An 18,083-nucleotide genomic window follows, 5' to 3' on the forward strand; every position below is an offset into this window, starting at 1 on the left:
TTGAATAAGCTACTAAGTATTTAACGAGTATGAAATTAATTTTGAACTGTCTATATACAATATGATTGTATGCTTAGCCGGTTCATTTCGAATTATCTCATAATTATCAACTTAGATTTTTGTAAAAAGCCACTCTTTGTCTTTATAAGGACAAAATATAACCCTTGTTGTAAATTGCTAACATCAATATTAAAGCGGTTGACTGAATTGATAATGGTTTTTGTACTGACTTTACAACCTGTTGTATTTAATACTTCAACAATGAATTCACAATTTTTTGGAATGCCATTCATTTCAATACTGATATTATCTTGCGCAGGGTTTGGGTAAATACTTAATTTTTGTTCTGATGAAAGTTCGTAAACTGAAACTAACTGTTTTAAGTAAACAGGTTTAATTGCTTCAAGGCTATCGCCCAGATTATTCCTTATCACCAATCGCAAAAAATAATTTCCCGTTGTAAATCCATTGGTATTCCAACTACCAAGTAATCCATTGTTGTGAATTTCGTTAGTTACATTAGTAACAATAGGTATCCAATTTGAAGTATTAGTACTCCAATACAAACTGTAATCATCAAAGTCCATCCATCCACCTAATGGTCCTTGATCAATCCATGCCGATCCATTTATTGGAACCAGTGTGTTGACAATAGCTGTATCAGGAGATGAAATATTTTGCATCCATGCAACTGCTCCATCATACGGAACAGGATCTTGCCCTAAGGTGCTTTGAACACAAACCATCAAACTATTGCCTAATGCAGTTGGTGCCAGAAAAGGTTGCCAACCGTATGCAAGAATAAAAATTCCATTTTTCTCACTTCTTGCAGTAGTATAAATGGTTGTTCCCATAGCAAGAATACCGCTGCTGTCTGTTGCCCAAAAATATCCGCCACTGCCATCTAACAATAAATTGTTTGCATTCACCAAAGAATTTTGTTGTGTACCTACTTCGCCTAACTGACAACTATCTATGTCAACCTGAGATGAGTCAAAAACATAAAAACTCCATGTTTGTACATCAGTGTTTATCAAATGCAGATTTCTGTCTGATAATGGTGCTGTATAATTGTTATAATTTGAATTATTGAAAATACCGGAGACCGAAGCAACATCACCCCGTTCAAACCAACAACCAATTAAACGCAAGTTTGAATTTGATATAGTAATATCAGAGCCATTAACAGGCATTATAGCCCACATTACATTATGACAACTGTCTGCACTAACCTGATATCCTATACCATTTACTCCCGGAGTGCTGTTGTTGCATACATAATTGTAAACCGTATCACCCGGAGGAAAAGAATAATTAACCACTGCGGTATCCGGAAAATGGTGCCAGAGGATTAAAGTATCTGCATTCTTAAATGTAGCCCGGCAATTCTCTGTTAAAATATATTCACCGGTCAGGTTGCAACCATTAATGTCTATTCTGGCATTACCATATAAACCACAAGTGGTGAAATCATTTTGATGAATGTTGGTAAGTTCAATTATTGCCGAATCGGCTAAATATAAGTTATGCGACATACCACTGTAATTAAACGAGGAGTTCATTATTTGAACAAAACCCTGCTGTGCTACAATTAAACTACGTTGATAAAAGTATTGCTGTGGAAAAGTAAATGCTGTTGAGTCTGCAAATAATTTTCCGTTGCCAAAAACATAAATTTCACCTGTATCAACAACCGTTGCCTGATTAAATATCAGAACACCGTTATTAAAAACCATAATGGGACCCGTATGTGTAAAGTTCCCGGTAATTACTAAAGTATCATTTATCTGTGCACCTACAATGATGGTATCTGATGCCATGTATGCCTGTTCCGTATTACTATCAAGTACCTTTTTGAAAATTACTGATGCAGGTGATGAAACAAAACCGGATGCAGTGTGGTTTGCTTGCTTGTACTGATTGTTCCAGAGTGATGAAGCAATAAACTTATTTAATGCTTCATTAATTTTTTGCTGAGGGAAAAGCTTTGCCGGATTGCTCTGAGAAAGTAAATTCTGATTTACCAAAATCAAAAAAAATACTGTCATGGAAATTATGCGATTTACCATTGGCTGATGTTTAGAATCATCACAAATAGAGTCTTCAAAAATGCTATTTGAATGTTTGTGATATTTATAAACCGTAAATATAATAACAGTACTGATTGGGAATCAAGAAAACAAAAATTAAATTTAATAACTAATGTGGCACCGGTTGCTCCTTTACAATTTCCTGTTTAACCCAACTGTTCGTCTTTTCGTCCCACCACCATTTGTTATTCAGGTTTTGTGCTGATGACTCTTGCGGAAACTGAAATTCTGTTTTCCATTTTGGGATATTGTTTTCATCAAAAATTATTTCTGTTTCGTACCAATACATGCTTGCTCCGGGGTTAATGGTAGTTTTTGCCAGCGAACATGCACCATTCTCATGAAATCTGACAAGATCGGTTGTTTGTGAATAACTCCTTCTGATATCACTTATAGAATATGTTTTATTTCCAAATGGATCAAAAAAAATCAATTCGCGTTTACCATCGTGCCAGGGCGTTATTTCTACTGACACTTTTTGTGGTGATGACTTATAATAATAAAACACAGACCCTAAAGCGTTTGACTCATTAATTTTTTGCCTGGTTACTTTCGGAGTAATTTTTTTTTCAGCTGTTATTTTTAATGTGTCTTGAGGCTTAACTTTTTGTGTAATGGGCAAGCGCTTTATTGCTGATGGTTGATTTGCTTTTACAGAATCAACTTTGACAGTCTCACTTTTTTGAAGTGTTTCCTGAAATTCTTGCTTTACCAATTTTTTTTCTAAAGTCTTTATGCTCTGTTGGAGCGAATCAATTTTTTGATTTAATTTTTCATCAGAATTGTTTACACATCCCGAATAAAAAATTATTAGCAATACATAAACTATACATTGTTTCATAATAAGTAAAAGATGCAAAAATCATTTTTTTTCATAAAAAACAAAAGCCGCATTGCTGCGGCTCATGTTCTTTCAGAAGGTAAATTCTATCAGTCTTTTTTGTCTAACATCAGAATTTCATTAATTACTACTTCGGTAATGTACTTCTTGTTACCTTCTTTGTCAGTGTAGCTTCTTGAAGTCAACTTACCCTCTACAGCAACTTCCTTACCTTTGTCAAGATACTTTTCGGCAATTTCTGCTGTTTTACCCCATGCCACCAGATTGTGCCAGTTGGTTTCTGTCACCTTTTCGCCTTTAGCATTCACATAGGATTCGTTTGTAGCAAGATTTAAACGCGCTACTTTGTTACCATTGTCAAGATTTTTAACTTCTGGTGCTGCTCCTAGATTTCCGATGAGTCTTACGCTGTTTCTTAATGTGTTCATTGTACTTTGTTTTTAATTGTTTATATTATTTATTTTGTTTGAATCGTCTGATGTTGTTTCCGATTGACGATGCAAAAGTGCAGCAGCCCCGGAATATTAGTCGGATTATAAGCAGTTAGTTCCGAAAACAACCGAATGTAACCGTTTGTAATCGGATTTTTTTATCTTTGTATTCTTCAAATTATACTCTGAAATGGAAAAAGAAAAGACCTGTTTAGAATGTGGTGAGACTTTGGTTGGTCGTGCCGACAAAAAATTTTGTGATGATCAATGCCGCAGCAACTACAACAATAAAGCCAATAGCGATGTAACCGCAGAAGTCAGAAACATCAATAATATTTTAAGAAAAAACAGACGCCTTCTGGAATCAATTGCAGGCTCTGAAGGAAAAGCAAAAATCAGTAAACAAAAATTAGCCGATAAAGGATTTAATTTTAAGTATTATACACATCAGCATCAGACACAAAAAGGAAGTATTTACAAATTGTGTTATGACTATGGATATTTACCTATTGAAAACGATTTAATCTATATCATTAAGTGGGGCAACTTCGCACCTCAGCAAGAAGGGAAATAAAAAGTAAATGGTACTTAATTGAAAAGAATTATGACTGAATCATTTTAATACCCGGCAATTCTTTACCTTCAAAATACTCCAGCAATGCGCCTCCGCCTGTTGAAACATAACTCACTTTATCAGCCAAACCAAATTTATTGATTGCAGCTGCAGAATCACCTCCGCCAATTAATGAAAAAGCACCTTTTGATGTTGCACTGACAATTGCATCGGCAATGCCTTTTGTACCTGCTGCAAATTTTTCCATTTCAAAAACCCCCATCGGGCCATTCCATAAAATGGTTTTACTCTGACTGATGATTTCCGAAAACGCTGTTATTGCTTTGGGTCCTATATCCAAACCCATCCAGCCATCAGGAATACTCATATTATCGCTAATTGATGTATTTGCATCATTATCGAACTTATCGCCAAGTACTGAGTCGAATGGTAAATGAAATTCTACACCCGATTGTTTCGCACGTTCTAAAAGTTGTTTTGCAAGTTCTAACTTATCCGATTCGCAAAGTGAGGTTCCTATATTGCCACCCATTGCTTTGAAAAAAGTGTATGCCATGCCACCACCAATAAGAATATGATTGCAGCGCGACATTAATTGTTCAATGATGAGTATTTTGTCTGACACCTTTGCTCCGCCCATAATTGCTGTAAATGGCTTTTCTGCATTGCGCATAATACGTTCTGCATTTTTAATTTCATTTGCCATTACATAACCAAACATTTTTGCTCCGGGAAAAAACTGTGCTATGATGGCAGTGCTGGCATGGGCACGATGCGCTGTTCCAAATGCATCGTTAACATAAACATTGCCTAATGCAGCTAATTGTCCTGCAAATTCTTCATCGCCTTTTTCTTCACCTTTATGAAATCTCAGGTTCTCTAACAAAAGCACTTCACCGGGTTGAAGGTTCGAGGCAAGAGCAGATGACTCTGCCCCAATGCAGTCAGAAGCAAATTTTACAACTACACCTAATAACTTCGACACTTCATTAACCGTATGCTTTAAAGTAAATTTTTTAGTGTCAACCGTACCATCCTCTTTCAGCTTTTTTAATGGCCTGCCCAAATGACTCATCAGCACAACACTTCCACCATCTGCCAAAATTTTTTTTATGGTAGGCACAGCTGCTTTAATGCGCGTATTGTCAGTCACCGCAAAATTTGTCTTGTCTAAAGGAACATTAAAATCAACACGTACTAAGGCTCGTTTCCCATTAAAATTAAAATCATCTACTGTTAGCATAATCAATATAAGTAATTTTATCTGCAAAGATAACTACTGTCTATTAATTCTATGGCATGAAGTAATTTTAAAACTTGTTGTTTTTCTACTATTAAAAAACATGTTTGACTAATTGGATAATTGCAAAAGGTCGGCTGTTCAATATTTCTTAAATCAGCATAGGATAGCGTCTTCTGTTATCGTACTTTTGCATGATGCAGTTTAAAGATGTAATAGGACAAAAAGACACCAAGCAGTTGTTGTTGAAAATGGTCGGTGAGAACCGTATTCCACATGCTATGCTTTTTATGGGTAATATCGGAAGTGGAACACTGCCTTTAGCAATAGCTTTTGCTCAGTTAATTAACTGCGAAAATGCCGGGGCAGACGATAGCTGTGGGATATGTTACAGTTGTCGTATGTATGCAAAACTTACTCATCCGGATTTACATTTTGCACTACCTGTAAATACTACTGATGATATAAAGAAACCCAAAACAGATGATTTTATTGAACAGTGGCGTTCAGCATGTCTCAAAAATCCATACCTCTCTCTGCAAGATTGGTACGACACCATAGGTATTGAAAAAAAGCAAGGAATAATTGCTACAGAAGAGAGTGCTGCAATTGTACATAAACTTTATTTAAAAAGTTTTGAGGGCAAACACAAAGTGCTCATTATGTGGCATGCCGATAGAATGAACAGTGCAACAAGCAACAAGCTTCTTAAAATAATTGAAGAACCACCCGGAAACACGGTGTTTATACTAATCACCGAACGCTTTGATGGCATTTTACCAACCATACTTTCGCGTACACAATTGGTGAAAATTCCGAAAATAGATAATGATTCGTTGACAAAATATGCCTGCGAAAACTATAATATCAACATTAACAAAGCCCGCAATATGGTTCATCTTTCTGGTAATGATATAACAGAGTTGCAGGTACTAATGAATCAGGAAAACTTATCCGGACAAATGGAACACTCATTTATAGAGTGGATGCGCATGTGTTGGTTGTTTGGAACAAATTATAAAGGATTATACAGTTGGATTGAAGATATATCAAAACTATCACGTGATGCACAAAAGAACTTTTTGAACTTTAGCCTGGGCACTGTGCGCGAATGTTTAATTACCAACATGGCAGGTATAAACCACTCACGTTATACCAATGCAACTTTTAATGGTTTTGAGAAATTTAGCATGATGATAAATGCAGAAAACATTGAGCCTTTTGCAAAAACACTTGAAGAAGCTATTTATCATATTGAGCGTAATGCCAATCCAAAAATATTATTTTTAGATTTGTCGTTCAGAATGCATCGCATTCTACACATGAAACTTTAATTGATTAATGACAACCGAAACAATAAATACAAATAATAAAAGTACAGGGTGTACTTCCTGCGGAACAGGCAGCTGTAATAAGTTGAATGTTTACGACTGGCTTAGTGATATGGAGTTTCCACCGGGACATATTCCATTCAACATAATAGAGGTGCAGTTTAAAGGAACACGAAAAGAATATTTCAGAAATACTGACGGATACATACTTAAAGCCGGTGATGTAGTTGCTGTTGAAGGTAATCCGGGACACGATATTGGAACTGTTACAATGACGGGTGAGTTGGTGAAACTTCAACTAAAAAAACGTGGATTCGAAAGTGGTGCTGCCGAGATTAAACAACTTTACAGACCTGCTAAACAAGGTGATATAGAAAAGTGGGAGCAGGTTAAACAGTTGGAACACGAATCCATGCACCGTGCACGTAAAATTGCATTGCATCTTGGCTTAAAAATGAAACTTAGTGACGTAGAATATCAGGGTGATGGCAAGAAAGCTACATTTTTTTATACAGCAGAAGAACGTGTTGATTTTCGTGAGTTGATTAAAAAGCTACATGAAGAGTTTAAAGTTAGAATTGACATGAGGCAAATTGGTCTCAGACAAGAAGCAGGACGTCTTGGAGGTATTGGTTCATGCGGAAGAGAGCTTTGCTGCTCTAGCTGGATGACAAGTTTTAAAACTGTCGGAACAGCAGCAGCACGCTATCAGAATCTATCTATCAATCCTGTAAAACTTGCCGGACAATGTGGAAAATTAAAATGCTGCCTCAACTTTGAGTTGGACAGTTATATGGATGCTATTAAAGATATTCCAGAACAAGGTACAGCCATTTTTACAGAAGCAGGCAAAGCATTGCACCGCAAGACAGACATTTTTAAACGCATCATGTGGTATGAACTAATACCTAATTTAAAGGATGGTGAATATTACCAACCAAGTGCCGATAAGTGGGTTATGATGCCTGTTGACAGAGTTAAAGAAATTATTGCACTCAACAAAACAAACCAAAAACCGGCTGATTTGAAGACAGGCCTTCCTGCAGAAGAAGAAGTAGAAGAACCTGATTATGCAGATATGGTAGGGCAAGATAGTCTTACCAGAATGGATAAAAAGAAAAAGAAGAAAAAGAAGAAGAAAAAACCATCGCAGCCCAATCAACAAACCAACAATGGCCAACAGAACAAGTCTTCTTAAGTATCTCATTGCAGGTGTTGTTGTTGTGTTTGCTTCCTGCAGTCAGCAATATCTGTTTGAAGAAAACAAATCTATTAAAGGTAGCAATTGGGATTTTTCTGAGCCAATAAATTTTGATGTCAGCATTGATGATACGCTCTCTGCATATAACATGTACATTAATGTGCGCAATCAGGGTAACTATCGTTTCAGCAATTTATTTTTATTCATTAACACACATCTGCCACAAGGTCAACATTTACGCGACACCGTAGAAATTACCTTAGCTACTCCTGATGGAGCCTGGCTTGGCAAAGGCATTGGTGATTTATATTCCAATCGTTATTTGTTTCGAAAAAACTTTCGCTTTCCTCAAAAGGGTGCTTATCACTTTGAGCTAATTCAGGCTATGCGTGTAAATCCGCTTCCGGGAATTCTTGATGCGGGTATCAGAATTGAAAAAACAAAACAATAACTTTTTATATAACAACAACTAATATCAGCACAAAAACAAAAGCCGCTTTAAAAATAAAGCGGCTTTTGTTTTAAGAATTCTTTATTTCTTTATTCAACAATATTCTGACGTGCTTTTTCTAAACCTGATGCCAGTCGGGTTAAGAATGCATTATCTATTTGTTTTTCGTCTGACGGCTCTTTATAAATTGTCAACAATGCTTCATAATCTGACTTTATTTTCTTTACCTCATCATTATCAGCAAACTCACTAAGCAATTTTGTAATATTGTCAAGATACAAACGCTGCTCCCATACTCTTTTATACAATATTTCATTGTCGGCATTTCTGGTTGCTGTAAGCAATGATTTAACTGTGAGGTATTGACATTCGAGCCAGCTGCCTGCCAGTACCTGACTGGCTGTTTCCAACCTTTTGTTACTGCGTAAATAAGCATCTGTTGCAGCGTATGCATCATCAATAACACGTGTCAAAGAATCACGATTGTTGCTGTTGGACTCAAAACGATTTACAAACTGATTAAATGTTTCTTCCATACCTAATTGTGCAGCAAGTTTCTTTGCAGTATTGTAATACTTAATGGCATCAAGGGTTCTGTTGTTAACTACTAAATAGCCTAAATCCACACCATAAATTCCATAGTTCATCGCTTGTTTGAGTGATGTCATGTATTTGTCTGCACTTTCTGCTGGATTAAGGAGCGAAGTGTTTACTTCAAGCTTTGATTTACTAAACTCATCTAATACCTGCATGGGTGGCGGCAGGTTAGCTATGGTGTAGGTAAACTGAAAAGTTGCCACTTCACTAACGGGCATGGTATCTTTAGTTTCTGCCGTCTGCTCTTTGTTTTCTTCACCTGATTTATTGCTGCATGATCCGGTGAGCAACAATCCGGCAATGACAGTGGATAAATAGATATATCTTTTGTGCATAGTATTATTTTCAGCAAACGTAACAGATTTTTTTGCTTAATGCAAAAAATGATGAATCATACTTTAATTCAACTGTTCATCTTAGGGTTAAAACTCCTGAAAAAATAGGCTTTGATGGTTTTATAAACAAACTCAAAAACCGGAAGCCGGATTATCAAAAGATAATATTGGCTCTGCTAAAAACAGCCCATTTTTTATGCTAGTTTTTTCAAAACTTGTCCCGATTGCCCGGGAACTTGACGAAGAAGGGATTAACGCAGTTTCTAAAAATTGAGATACGAAGAACAACTGTTTGATATGTGTTGCAAGGTTTCACTCACGATGACGAGTTTGCCTCACCACACAACTCTTTGTTTACTACGACCCACGCGTCAGTCTGGCGGATATCAAAGTCCGATAATTATCGAACCTTCTTTTTTCTATTTCTTTTAATCTTTATGTTACCTGCATGTGGCACTGTTCGTTCGAAGTTCATCAATTTGAAGTCCGCAGAGAAGTTTGTTAGAAGTTCGTAATCGTATCGTGTCATGCAGGTTGTTCTTCTTTTGCTCCGAGTTTATCAAATTCAATTTGCAGTTTTCCTAATGCTTCTTTTTCACCTTGCAGTTTGTCAAGCGGATAACTAAGATAAGCGAATGTTGCTCCAATGCCACGAATGATGTAACTGATTGACCAGATTATTCTGTCAAGGTCTTGATTTATATTTTGTCGCTGCATGAAGTGTGTCATGATACCGAAATGCTCATACTTTGAATAGTAAGTATAAAGGTCATAAACCATTGAAAACTTTTTTGTCAAAGGATGAGTGTGAATTCTTGTAAAGATTTGTTTTGGTGACTTGAACATCTTTGTCTTTAAAGTTGAAATTGGATTGTTTAAGTCAAGTCCGGTAAAGAGAAAACTGTAAGTGTGATTTAAGTTCTGAATTGTCTGCTCAAATTCTTGCTGATTAATTTGCCGATGTTCTTTCATTAGTTCCAAGTACTTTATCGTGTTGTGCATTTGGTCAGAAACTAAAGCATCAAACTGTTTGTCAAATTCTTCCTGAGCATCTGGATTCTCGTCCGTTATCTCTGCTTGATATGTGGATAGATAATTTATCGTCATAAAGTCAAGCAAACTTGCACGAATAATTAATCCAATACCTGTCTCAACATTTGGTTTCTTCTTAAAGTTTGAAAGCAAAATCTCAATTGACTCAAGGGAATAAGTAAATCTCTCCAAGTAATTGATGAAAGTGAATACAAGCATCTCATAGTCCGCAGTCGGAAACTTATTCAGTGCAGAAACTCCAACCTTAACCGTTTGCTGTGTCAAAGTAATCGCTGTCAGAAGTCGCTGTTCACTTTCGGTTGTAAGTTTTTCTGTTTCGTCCATTTCTTGCAGAATGTTTCAAGTTAGCAGTGTCCCCAGCCATTGCAGGTAACGACTTCAAATGTTGTTTGCCCTTTTGCAATTTCTGTTATCGTGTCATTGTCCAATACAATGTGTTTAGCTTTTTTGTATAGCGAACATTCACCTGCTACAATTGGTATCATGTTGTTGTCTACAAAGTCGGGATGTATTGCAACATTAAATCCTTTTCCTTCGGCTCTTACACTTGGATAGTAAACACCTGCGAAACCTTGTTGCAGAGCTACCTCTGTAAAGAGTGCAGAGATTAAATAGTCATAATCGTGTGGAGTTTCAATTTTTGCAAATTCACTTGCAAGATATTCTGTTACTGCATTACTATTTACAATGTCATTAGGATTGCTTTGCAAAAATTTCTGATATGCTGTGTGCAATTCATTTGTATGTGAGGAGTTGTTGATAAAGTCCTTGTGATAAACTATTGCAATAAGTGGAATGTCTTTAGTTACAAGCCAACGGCTGAATGTAATTTTTTCTTCTCCGTTTTCTATTCCTTGACGATAAAGTTTACTCGCTTCAAAAATGGAAGTTACTCTTGCATTGTCAAGTTCACCTTCCGCAATATTTTCGGGAACAACACAACCGTAAAACATTGTTGTGTTTGGTGTGCTTGCTCGCTGAAATGTTGTATTGAATTTTGCTGGCTTATAACTTATCTCTGAAACAGTTTTAAAAGTTTCGTTTCCTTCGTTTGGTCTTGCCCTTATAATGCTTTTCCCTTCATGCAATGTCATAAGCACAACTCCAAATTTTCCGAACTCTTTCATAATCTTGTTGATTTCATCAACAGGATATTTTGAAAGAGTTAACTCTTTTAATTTTTGTATTGGATTTGTTACTTCGGACATTCAGATGTCTCTTATTTTATTTTTATCAAAACAACATAATCAGAAAGAACTTTTATTTTTTCTGTTAATGTTTTCGTTGAAATGGTAACATCACTCGGGAGATTTAAAGTTTCAGGCAAGACATCAAAAATGTTTTTTACATAACTTGATTTAATAGCATAAGCAACATTATCAGCAGCCATGATTTTTGCATTTACAACACCAATGATGTTTCCGTCATAGTCAAATAAAGGTCCTCCGCTATTTCCAGGTTGAACAGGAACTGAAATTTGATATGTTGTAATGTCGCCTTGAAAACCTGTCTTGGAACTTATTTTTCCGTCTGTGAACTTGACTTCATCCCCCATGACGGATAAAGCCATTGGATAACCTAAAGCAAAAATATTTGTTCCAACATCGCTAATTTGAGTTTTAAAGTTGTAGGGCAATTTTGAATAAGGTTTAAATTTAGGGTCGTCAATTTTGATAATTGCCAAATCATTTTGCTTATCAGTTGTAATAACTTTCGCTTTGTATGAGTTCTTCTGTCCGCTTTGAATTAAATCTACTTCAATTTCATTTGCTTTTTCAACAACATGATAATTTGTAACGATATAACCTTTTGCATCAACAATAAAACCTGTTCCGTTTCCTTTCCAATTGGAGCTTGATGAAAATTTTGAAATTGCATCATCCTCATCAATGTCTTGCTTAACAAGTAACCGCTCAAAAAGAACTTCCTTTTTCCCTGACTGAATATAAAAGCCAATGTTGTTTCCTTTAAAGGAATAGAAATCTTCACTTTCAACAATTTGTCCGTTGATAGAGAAATAAACTTTGTCTTTGGCTTTGTTTATTTTAATAAGGTTTCGTTCACTTCCCTTATTGATGTTCGGTGATTCTGTCCATTTTGCGTATTCCAAATTTAATCCGTCTGTTCTTGCTCCAATCCTATAATAGCCGTTTGCACTTACGAAAAAGTAGTAATAGTTATTCCAATCTTTATAGCCATAAATTAGTCCATGTGCTGTATTTTTTTCTCCGCTCTTAAAATCTATTATAGTTTCAATTGAAAAATTTTTTTCAATTTCAATCGGTAAGTGAATCCATTGTGCATATCCTTTATCAGTTTTTGTTTTCATTAGTAATCCTTTACCTGCGATGATTTCACTTTTATAATCTTCTAAGTCCGCTGGCTCCCACCCATTTTCATCGTCAGTAGTTTTGAAACCTTCAAAAAATACTTTTTGACATTTTTCAAATTCATCACAGTCCATCACCCATTTGTCAACAAGTTTTCCGTCCTTATATTCTGCTTTAAACTTTAGTTTACCTGATTCATAATAGTCAATCCATTTTCCATTTGGAACACCCATTTTATAGTCAACTTCTCTTGCTTTTTGTCCATTCTCATACCAGAAAGTTGTAAGTCCATCTTCTTTATCTCCAACCATTGTGCTTACTCGGGATTTTTGTCCGTTCTTGTGATACCAAGTGCATAGTCCATCTGAAATATCTTTTTTGTTATCATACTTATCAATGACTATCATTTTCCCTTCCCATTGCAATTCACCCGTTATGTAATAATCCCTTGTTGTGCCAACAGGTTTACCATTGTCATCAAAATTGCAAAGGCGGTAGAAGGCAGCTTTGGATTGAGTGGTTACTTTCCAATCCTTGTCATAATAAATTTTTTCTTGCTTCTGTCCGAAAGCAAATTGTCCTGCAAATAAAAGCAGCAAGAGTCCAAATGTTTTAGTTAGTGATTTCATTTTGTTTTTGTTTTCTGTGTTCAAAGCACAAATGTTTCAAGTTAGCACGGTCGCCAAAGCATTGCGGCCAACATTCATATATAAGAAGTTTTTCATTAAAACTTGCCGAATATTTCACAAATATACCGGTATTAAGAAGTTGTACAAATTTAAGGTGCATATCCTATTTTGTCTAACGGGATTTGTATTTTACTTAGGTGGTTTTTACTGTGGGTATAAATCATGGCGGTACGCAGGGTTTTATTGCCTAATAGCTGTTTAATTGCCAAAAGGTCGGTGCCACTTTCAAACAGGTTTTTTCACCACTTGTCCCGATTGCTCAGGAGCCTGACGAAGAAGGGCCGCATTTAACGACAAAGGCCTAAAATGGTTACAGCAATCTGCATATTAATTAACAATCCAAAATGTAATGTAACCTAATAGCCTTTTTCCTTGTATAGAAGTTATAAAATTCAATAAAGATGACAACAAAATCATTTTGGTCACAACGCGCCATGCTTAACATCAGGTCAAACAAAAGATTGTTTCTTGGCTGCCTGCTGGCAGGAAGTGTTGGTGCTTCAGCCTATTTGTTTTTAATACCTAAGGTTTATGAATCGCAGGCTATTTTAAAAAATATTGACCCCGATAAACAGTCAACTTCCATTGCTGCAGAAATGATTCGTTCACCCAAAACAATTGAACAGTCTGTAAAAGGCATGGGGCTGAACGTAGAATATTTTGTAACCAAAAACTTTCAGACATCAGAGTGTTTTGACAATAAGCCTGTAAAAATTTCATATAACTTAAAGGACGAGTCGTTCAGTCAGCAATGTTTTAGTCTGCAACACGATGGTGAAAAAACCTACATACTTGAATATGAAGATCAGGCAGGACATCAACAAAAAAGAGGCAGCTATAATGAAATGCTCGATCTTGGATCACTGGCTGTAACCATTGAAAAAACCCCTTATCTGAATTTACTGGACGATAAAGACGAAGTTTCGTTTACCATTTATTCTGACAGGAGCTTAGCCAACAAAATTGCTGAGCAAAATCTGACTTGTACTATTGAAGATGGCGGAGTTATAAAACTAAACAGCCAAAGTACTAATCCTGCCAAGGCTTATCGTATTGCAAGTGCCGTTTCCAAAGGCTATGGCAATGCCGGACAAAAAGCTAACGAATCACATTCCATTGCCAATGTACAACTCATCAATAACCAACTCGATCGTGTTTCGCAAGAGCTTGACAATGCACAGCGCGAATTGTCGTATTTTCAAAGTGCAAACAATGCTTATGAAATGCCACAGCAGGCAGGTGCAGTATTAAACACCGTAAGTCAACTACAGATTCAGAAAGTAGAAGCAGATATGCAAATAGCTGCTTTGGATAACCTGAGTGACTATATGCGTAAGAACAGAAACGTGAATACCATTTCACCGGAGTATGGAACTATTACAGATATTATATACACAGAAACTTACCTGAAACTGAATGATAAAGTTGCAGAACGTCAGCAGCTGTTGGAGCAAGGTGCAGACCTTTCAAAAGTTGATAAAGAAATAAGCTCACTTAAAGAAATGCTTGCAGAGAGTATCCGAAATACAAGAAAAAAATTAACCATCAGACAAGAAACTCTTGTAGCAGCTATTGTTTCGGCTAAAGACAGAATTCAAAATCTGCCACAGACAGAAGAAAAACTACAACAACTCAACAGAAGTATTTACTTATACACCAAGCTTTATGATTTTCTGATTCAGAAAAGAGCAGAAGCTATGGTTGAGGCTCCTGTTTTGCCACCATCATCATACATACTAAATGAGGCAAAAATGCCTACCTCACCTATCGGTCCTAATCCTGCAAAAGTATGGTCGCTGGCATTGCTTGCATCACTTTTATTTGGTGCTTTAATAACTGCTGTTAAGCCACTACTAAAAATAAAAATCCGTAATCGTAAAGATCTTCAGAAATTTACAGACATTCCTTTTATTGCCAATATTGAAGCAGGTGGTAAAAAGCATGATTTCAGTGAGTCCTTTATGACACTTTGTACCAAAATACTCATGCTTGGAAACAAACAGTCTGTACAGATGATAACCATAACATCAGCTAAAGCCGGTGAAGGAAAAACTACCATTGCGCAAAATTTAGCTATGGCTATGGGTAGGTTAGGAAAAAAAGCACTGTTGATTGATATGAATCCCATAAATCCTTCATTAAAAAACACTCTGGGCAATGAAGAAGAAAGCAGTTTTGCACAAGTTATTGAGGACAATAAAAACCTTCATCAGGCTGTACAAATAACAAACTACGAAAATGTTGATTTGCTTAGTGCCGGATATCTTGCGCATGGCGTAAACACACTTCTTATAAATGATAAAACTGGCAACATTCTTGCAGATATGAAAACATTATACGATTATGTGATATTTGATACCCCCGAAACCAGTAATTATATGGATGCTGTTCCGTTGATGAAAATGAGTGATTTAAACATGTTTGTTGTTAAAGCAAACAGTGCCACTTTTGATCAACTTGAATATGCATCACAAATGAAAAAAGACTTTCAGGTTGAGAACCTATTTATGATTATTAATGGCATGACGGATACCATGAACCATTCCGGTATGCAGACTTCGGGCAAGGTAAAACAAATTCGCAGGCGTGAACAGGCAGAAGCAGAAATCAGGCTTATGCCAAGAATAATGAAAAAAGCAGCGTTATGGTTTTATTAATCTAAATTTTATGGGGGATAAAGCAAAATTCTTAAATCATTTTTTTGAGCGTATCAGCGAAATCAGGTATGCCGCAATGGGATTAACTGTTTCGCGCCCCGATGAAATTGCTGCAGATATTATTCAGATTGCAATAAACAGGGACGACACACGCAAAATATTAACGGTGCTTGAATTTTCACCCTACCTAAAAAGAGTGCGTCTAGAAGAAAAGCCATTTTATTGTTTCATTCACCTAAAATTGAGTAATGGCCAATGGATTCAAATACAACTTATCTATGGCTTTGTAAGAAAAGGTATTCAATTTATGAATGAGAAAGAAGTATTGAACGATTGTACAGTTAATAGTGGAGGAGTAAAAGTTCCCGGTCATCATTTGAATTTTGAATATGTGTGGCTGATACATTGTTTAAACAAAACAAATGTTCCCAATATTCAGCAATTATTTTTCTCACAATATAACCGTAATGAGCGTTCTGCAATTTTTGCACACATACGAAGCAGATATTTTTTAGAGCTCAATGTATTGGACGAACTATATGCTTTTCATAAAAAGACCTATCATCAGGTTTATGAAAAAATTATTCGCAGAAAGGAAAATATCTGGATAAAAAGAAACACTCGTAAAACACTTTATGCATTTTACAGTGCATTAAATCTTATAAAAACAAAAAGCATTAAAGTGCAGTTTAAAGGCTCAGGGTATCATCCGTTTTCAAAAACAGAAAGAGCAAGAGTCTATTAGTCTTTTCTATATTGTTCAACCCAATTGTTTATGTACTGAACAATTTCATTAGTGTTAGTGCCCGGGGCGAACAGTTTACCCACACCCATGTCATTTAATTTTTTCATATCGGCATCAGGAATAATGCCTCCGCCAGTAACAAGTACATCGGTCATTCCTTTTTCTTTAAGAAGTTCCATAATTTTTGGAAAAACAGTAAGGTGCGCTCCTGAGAGGATAGACACGCCTATGACATCAACATCTTCTTGCAGGGCAGTGTTCACCACCATTTGTGGCGTTTGTCGAAGTCCGGTGTAAATAACTTCCATTCCTGCATCACGAAGAAAAGAAGCTATCACTTTTGCACCACGATCGTGACCATCGAGGCCTACCTTGGTAATTAATACTCTGACTGGTCTGTTCATAAACGCAAAAATAGCAAAGTGAACGGTATGGCAGCCGGGTTCAAAAAGATTGGTACTTTGAACATTTCAATCAGCAACAAACAATCGCAACACATCAAACAATAACTTTTTAAAACACTAGAAAGTAAAAATCCCTGAGGTGAAAGAACATCAGGGCCTTTTTTGTAATGGGGCTGTTTGATATTTGGTATAATGTTAGTGGCTGTTTTTCTTTTCTGTTGGGTAGTTTTACTTGGCAAACAATTAATTCTTTTTTATTTCTTTCATCAGGTCTTCCAGATAGTCAATTTGAACTTCCTGAATTTCCAATAATTTTTTGTTTTGATGAACAAGTAGGTGGTCAATTTTTTCACTTAGCAGTTTAATCTCAAGCTCAGCTTTTAGATTGATTTTGTAATCGTGTTCGCCACGCTGTCTATCCTTTTGTTCTTGTCTGTTTTGGCTCATCATAATAATGGGTGCTTGGATAGCTGCCAAACAAGAAAGAATTAAGTTAAGCAAAATGAAAGGATAGGGATCAAACGGTTTTGCTGCTATGAACCAAATGTTAATGGACATCCAGATTATAATGAATGAGAAAAACGTAATGATAAATGTCCAGCTACCTCCAAAGGCAGCAACTCTGTCGGCTATTTTTTGCCCTAAAGTTAAAGTGGATTCAATTTCGTCTTGAATGTTTTCTGAAAGGATTGAATTGTTTTTTATGGCATCCATCACATCTTGGTCAATGACCGCCAATTCTCCCTTTTCTTGAACTATTAAAGAAGTCAAATAAAGTCGTCTGTATTGGTTTAATTCAACTAATGAAATATAGCTGTCTTTGTTGAAGTCCGGAATGTTAGATTGAATTAGGTTAAAAATACCTTCTCTGATTTCTTGTCCTTTTATTTCTTCACCATTTGGAATTTCTTTTTTGGTTATGTGACTTATTTTCATTTCAAGTGTCCTTTAAAATTCTGACTAACGTCAGTTTGTGAAAAAAATAATTTCAAAAACATGTTCAAATATATAGATAATGTTGTGTGTTTAGTTTATTCCTGCCAACAACAAACAATCGCAACACATCAAACAGCAAGCGTAAAAAACACTAGAAAGCAAAAAGCCCTGAAGTGTT

Annotated in this window: 16 protein-coding genes; 6 read left to right on the forward strand and 10 right to left on the reverse strand. The window is 36.0% G+C overall.

The features are described 5' to 3' along the window. Positions 1-92: 92 nt before the first annotated feature. The 3 genes from V9G42_02595 to ssb form a co-directional block, all read right to left on the reverse strand. Positions 93-2,048, reverse strand: coding sequence for a T9SS type A sorting domain-containing protein (locus V9G42_02595; GenBank protein MEI2758306.1), 1,956 nt, complete (start codon positions 2,046-2,048; stop codon positions 93-95). A 151-nt stretch (positions 2,049-2,199) separates the two neighbouring features. Then, positions 2,200-2,931: a hypothetical protein gene (locus V9G42_02600; GenBank protein MEI2758307.1), complete on the reverse strand. Its 732-nt coding sequence runs from the start codon at positions 2,929-2,931 to the stop codon at positions 2,200-2,202. A gap of 89 nt (positions 2,932-3,020) precedes the next feature. Then, the gene (gene ssb / locus V9G42_02605; protein MEI2758308.1) at positions 3,021-3,359 is read right to left on the reverse strand and encodes a single-stranded DNA-binding protein; all 339 of its coding nucleotides are present in this window, start codon (positions 3,357-3,359) and stop codon (positions 3,021-3,023) included. 193 nt (positions 3,360-3,552) lie between these two features. Here ssb and V9G42_02610 point away from each other — a divergent pair, with 193 nt between their 5' ends. After that, positions 3,553-3,936, forward strand: a complete 384-nt coding sequence (locus V9G42_02610) for a hypothetical protein (GenBank protein ID MEI2758309.1) — start codon at positions 3,553-3,555, stop codon at positions 3,934-3,936. 28 nt (positions 3,937-3,964) lie between these two features. On the opposite strand, the gene V9G42_02615 is transcribed toward V9G42_02610, so the two are convergent. Continuing rightward, a complete protein-coding gene (locus V9G42_02615; GenBank protein ID MEI2758310.1) occupies positions 3,965-5,179 on the reverse strand; it encodes a phosphoglycerate kinase in 1,215 nt (404 codons plus the stop codon). Between the two features lie 191 nt (positions 5,180-5,370). Here V9G42_02615 and V9G42_02620 point away from each other — a divergent pair, with 191 nt between their 5' ends. The 3 genes from V9G42_02620 to V9G42_02630 are packed head-to-tail and all read left to right on the forward strand — an operon-like array spanning position 5,371 to position 8,159. Beyond that, positions 5,371-6,510: a hypothetical protein gene (locus V9G42_02620; GenBank protein MEI2758311.1), complete on the forward strand. Its 1,140-nt coding sequence runs from the start codon at positions 5,371-5,373 to the stop codon at positions 6,508-6,510. 7 nt (positions 6,511-6,517) lie between these two features. Next, positions 6,518-7,705 carry a regulatory iron-sulfur-containing complex subunit RicT gene (gene ricT, locus V9G42_02625; protein MEI2758312.1) on the forward strand — a complete coding sequence of 396 codons (1,188 nt, stop codon included), beginning with the start codon at positions 6,518-6,520 and terminating at the stop codon, positions 7,703-7,705. Then, positions 7,680-8,159 (forward strand): gliding motility lipoprotein GldH, encoded by a 480-nt coding sequence (locus V9G42_02630; protein ID MEI2758313.1) that lies wholly within the window; start codon positions 7,680-7,682, stop codon positions 8,157-8,159. Before ricT ends, V9G42_02630 begins: the two co-directional genes overlap by 26 nt. 89 nt (positions 8,160-8,248) lie before the next feature. Here V9G42_02630 and V9G42_02635 read toward each other — a convergent pair whose 3' ends face one another. From V9G42_02635 to V9G42_02650, 4 genes are all read right to left on the reverse strand, one after another. After that, a complete protein-coding gene (locus V9G42_02635) occupies positions 8,249-9,091 on the reverse strand; it encodes a hypothetical protein (GenBank protein MEI2758314.1) in 843 nt (280 codons plus the stop codon). Between the two features lie 525 nt (positions 9,092-9,616). Beyond that, a complete protein-coding gene (locus V9G42_02640; GenBank protein ID MEI2758315.1) occupies positions 9,617-10,468 on the reverse strand; it encodes a hypothetical protein in 852 nt (283 codons plus the stop codon). Between the two features lie 20 nt (positions 10,469-10,488). Then, entirely contained in the window at positions 10,489-11,352 is an 864-nt protein-coding gene (locus V9G42_02645) for an RES family NAD+ phosphorylase (GenBank protein ID MEI2758316.1), read from the reverse strand. A gap of 11 nt (positions 11,353-11,363) precedes the next feature. Next, positions 11,364-13,103, reverse strand: a complete 1,740-nt coding sequence (locus V9G42_02650; GenBank protein ID MEI2758317.1) for a trypsin-like peptidase domain-containing protein — start codon at positions 13,101-13,103, stop codon at positions 11,364-11,366. Between the two features lie 461 nt (positions 13,104-13,564). Here V9G42_02650 and V9G42_02655 point away from each other — a divergent pair, with 461 nt between their 5' ends. Both V9G42_02655 and V9G42_02660 read left to right on the forward strand, forming a co-directional pair. Beyond that, positions 13,565-15,820: an AAA family ATPase gene (locus tag V9G42_02655; protein MEI2758318.1), complete on the forward strand. Its 2,256-nt coding sequence runs from the start codon at positions 13,565-13,567 to the stop codon at positions 15,818-15,820. 10 nt (positions 15,821-15,830) lie between these two features. After that, the gene (locus V9G42_02660) at positions 15,831-16,565 is read left to right on the forward strand and encodes a hypothetical protein (protein ID MEI2758319.1); all 735 of its coding nucleotides are present in this window, start codon (positions 15,831-15,833) and stop codon (positions 16,563-16,565) included. Here the strand turns inward: V9G42_02660 and V9G42_02665 are convergent. After that, on the reverse strand, positions 16,562-16,969 hold the full coding sequence (locus V9G42_02665) for a cobalamin B12-binding domain-containing protein (GenBank protein ID MEI2758320.1): 408 nt from the start codon (positions 16,967-16,969) through the stop codon (positions 16,562-16,564). The genes V9G42_02660 and V9G42_02665 overlap by 4 nt on opposite strands. 243 nt (positions 16,970-17,212) lie before the next feature. Next, complete coding sequence (locus tag V9G42_02670) at positions 17,213-17,905, reverse strand: DUF1003 domain-containing protein (protein ID MEI2758321.1); 693 nt, start codon at positions 17,903-17,905, stop codon at positions 17,213-17,215. Between the last annotated feature and the right edge of the window lie 178 nt (positions 17,906-18,083).

The sequence above is a fragment of the Bacteroidia bacterium genome (assembly GCA_037045145.1).
In the GTDB taxonomy this organism is placed as follows: Bacteria; Bacteroidota; Bacteroidia; order AKYH767-A; family OLB10; genus OLB10.

Bases quoted from the DNA above. Each gene is read 5' to 3' on its own strand.
- V9G42_02595 (MEI2758306.1), bottom strand. From the start codon at position 2,048: ATGACAGTATTTTTTTTGATTTTGGTAAATCAGAATTTACTTTCTCAG.
- V9G42_02600 (MEI2758307.1), bottom strand. From the start codon at position 2,931: ATGAAACAATGTATAGTTTATGTATTGCTAATAATTTTTTATTCGGGA.
- ssb (MEI2758308.1), bottom strand. From the start codon at position 3,359: ATGAACACATTAAGAAACAGCGTAAGACTCATCGGAAATCTAGGAGCA.
- V9G42_02610 (MEI2758309.1), top strand. From the start codon at position 3,553: ATGGAAAAAGAAAAGACCTGTTTAGAATGTGGTGAGACTTTGGTTGGT.
- V9G42_02615 (MEI2758310.1), bottom strand. From the start codon at position 5,179: ATGCTAACAGTAGATGATTTTAATTTTAATGGGAAACGAGCCTTAGTA.
- V9G42_02620 (MEI2758311.1), top strand. From the start codon at position 5,371: ATGATGCAGTTTAAAGATGTAATAGGACAAAAAGACACCAAGCAGTTG.
- ricT (MEI2758312.1), top strand. From the start codon at position 6,518: ATGACAACCGAAACAATAAATACAAATAATAAAAGTACAGGGTGTACT.
- V9G42_02630 (MEI2758313.1), top strand. From the start codon at position 7,680: ATGGCCAACAGAACAAGTCTTCTTAAGTATCTCATTGCAGGTGTTGTT.
- V9G42_02635 (MEI2758314.1), bottom strand. From the start codon at position 9,091: ATGCACAAAAGATATATCTATTTATCCACTGTCATTGCCGGATTGTTG.
- V9G42_02640 (MEI2758315.1), bottom strand. From the start codon at position 10,468: ATGGACGAAACAGAAAAACTTACAACCGAAAGTGAACAGCGACTTCTG.
- V9G42_02645 (MEI2758316.1), bottom strand. From the start codon at position 11,352: ATGTCCGAAGTAACAAATCCAATACAAAAATTAAAAGAGTTAACTCTT.
- V9G42_02650 (MEI2758317.1), bottom strand. From the start codon at position 13,103: ATGAAATCACTAACTAAAACATTTGGACTCTTGCTGCTTTTATTTGCA.
- V9G42_02655 (MEI2758318.1), top strand. From the start codon at position 13,565: ATGACAACAAAATCATTTTGGTCACAACGCGCCATGCTTAACATCAGG.
- V9G42_02660 (MEI2758319.1), top strand. From the start codon at position 15,831: ATGGGGGATAAAGCAAAATTCTTAAATCATTTTTTTGAGCGTATCAGC.
- V9G42_02665 (MEI2758320.1), bottom strand. From the start codon at position 16,969: ATGAACAGACCAGTCAGAGTATTAATTACCAAGGTAGGCCTCGATGGT.
- V9G42_02670 (MEI2758321.1), bottom strand. From the start codon at position 17,905: ATGAAAATAAGTCACATAACCAAAAAAGAAATTCCAAATGGTGAAGAA.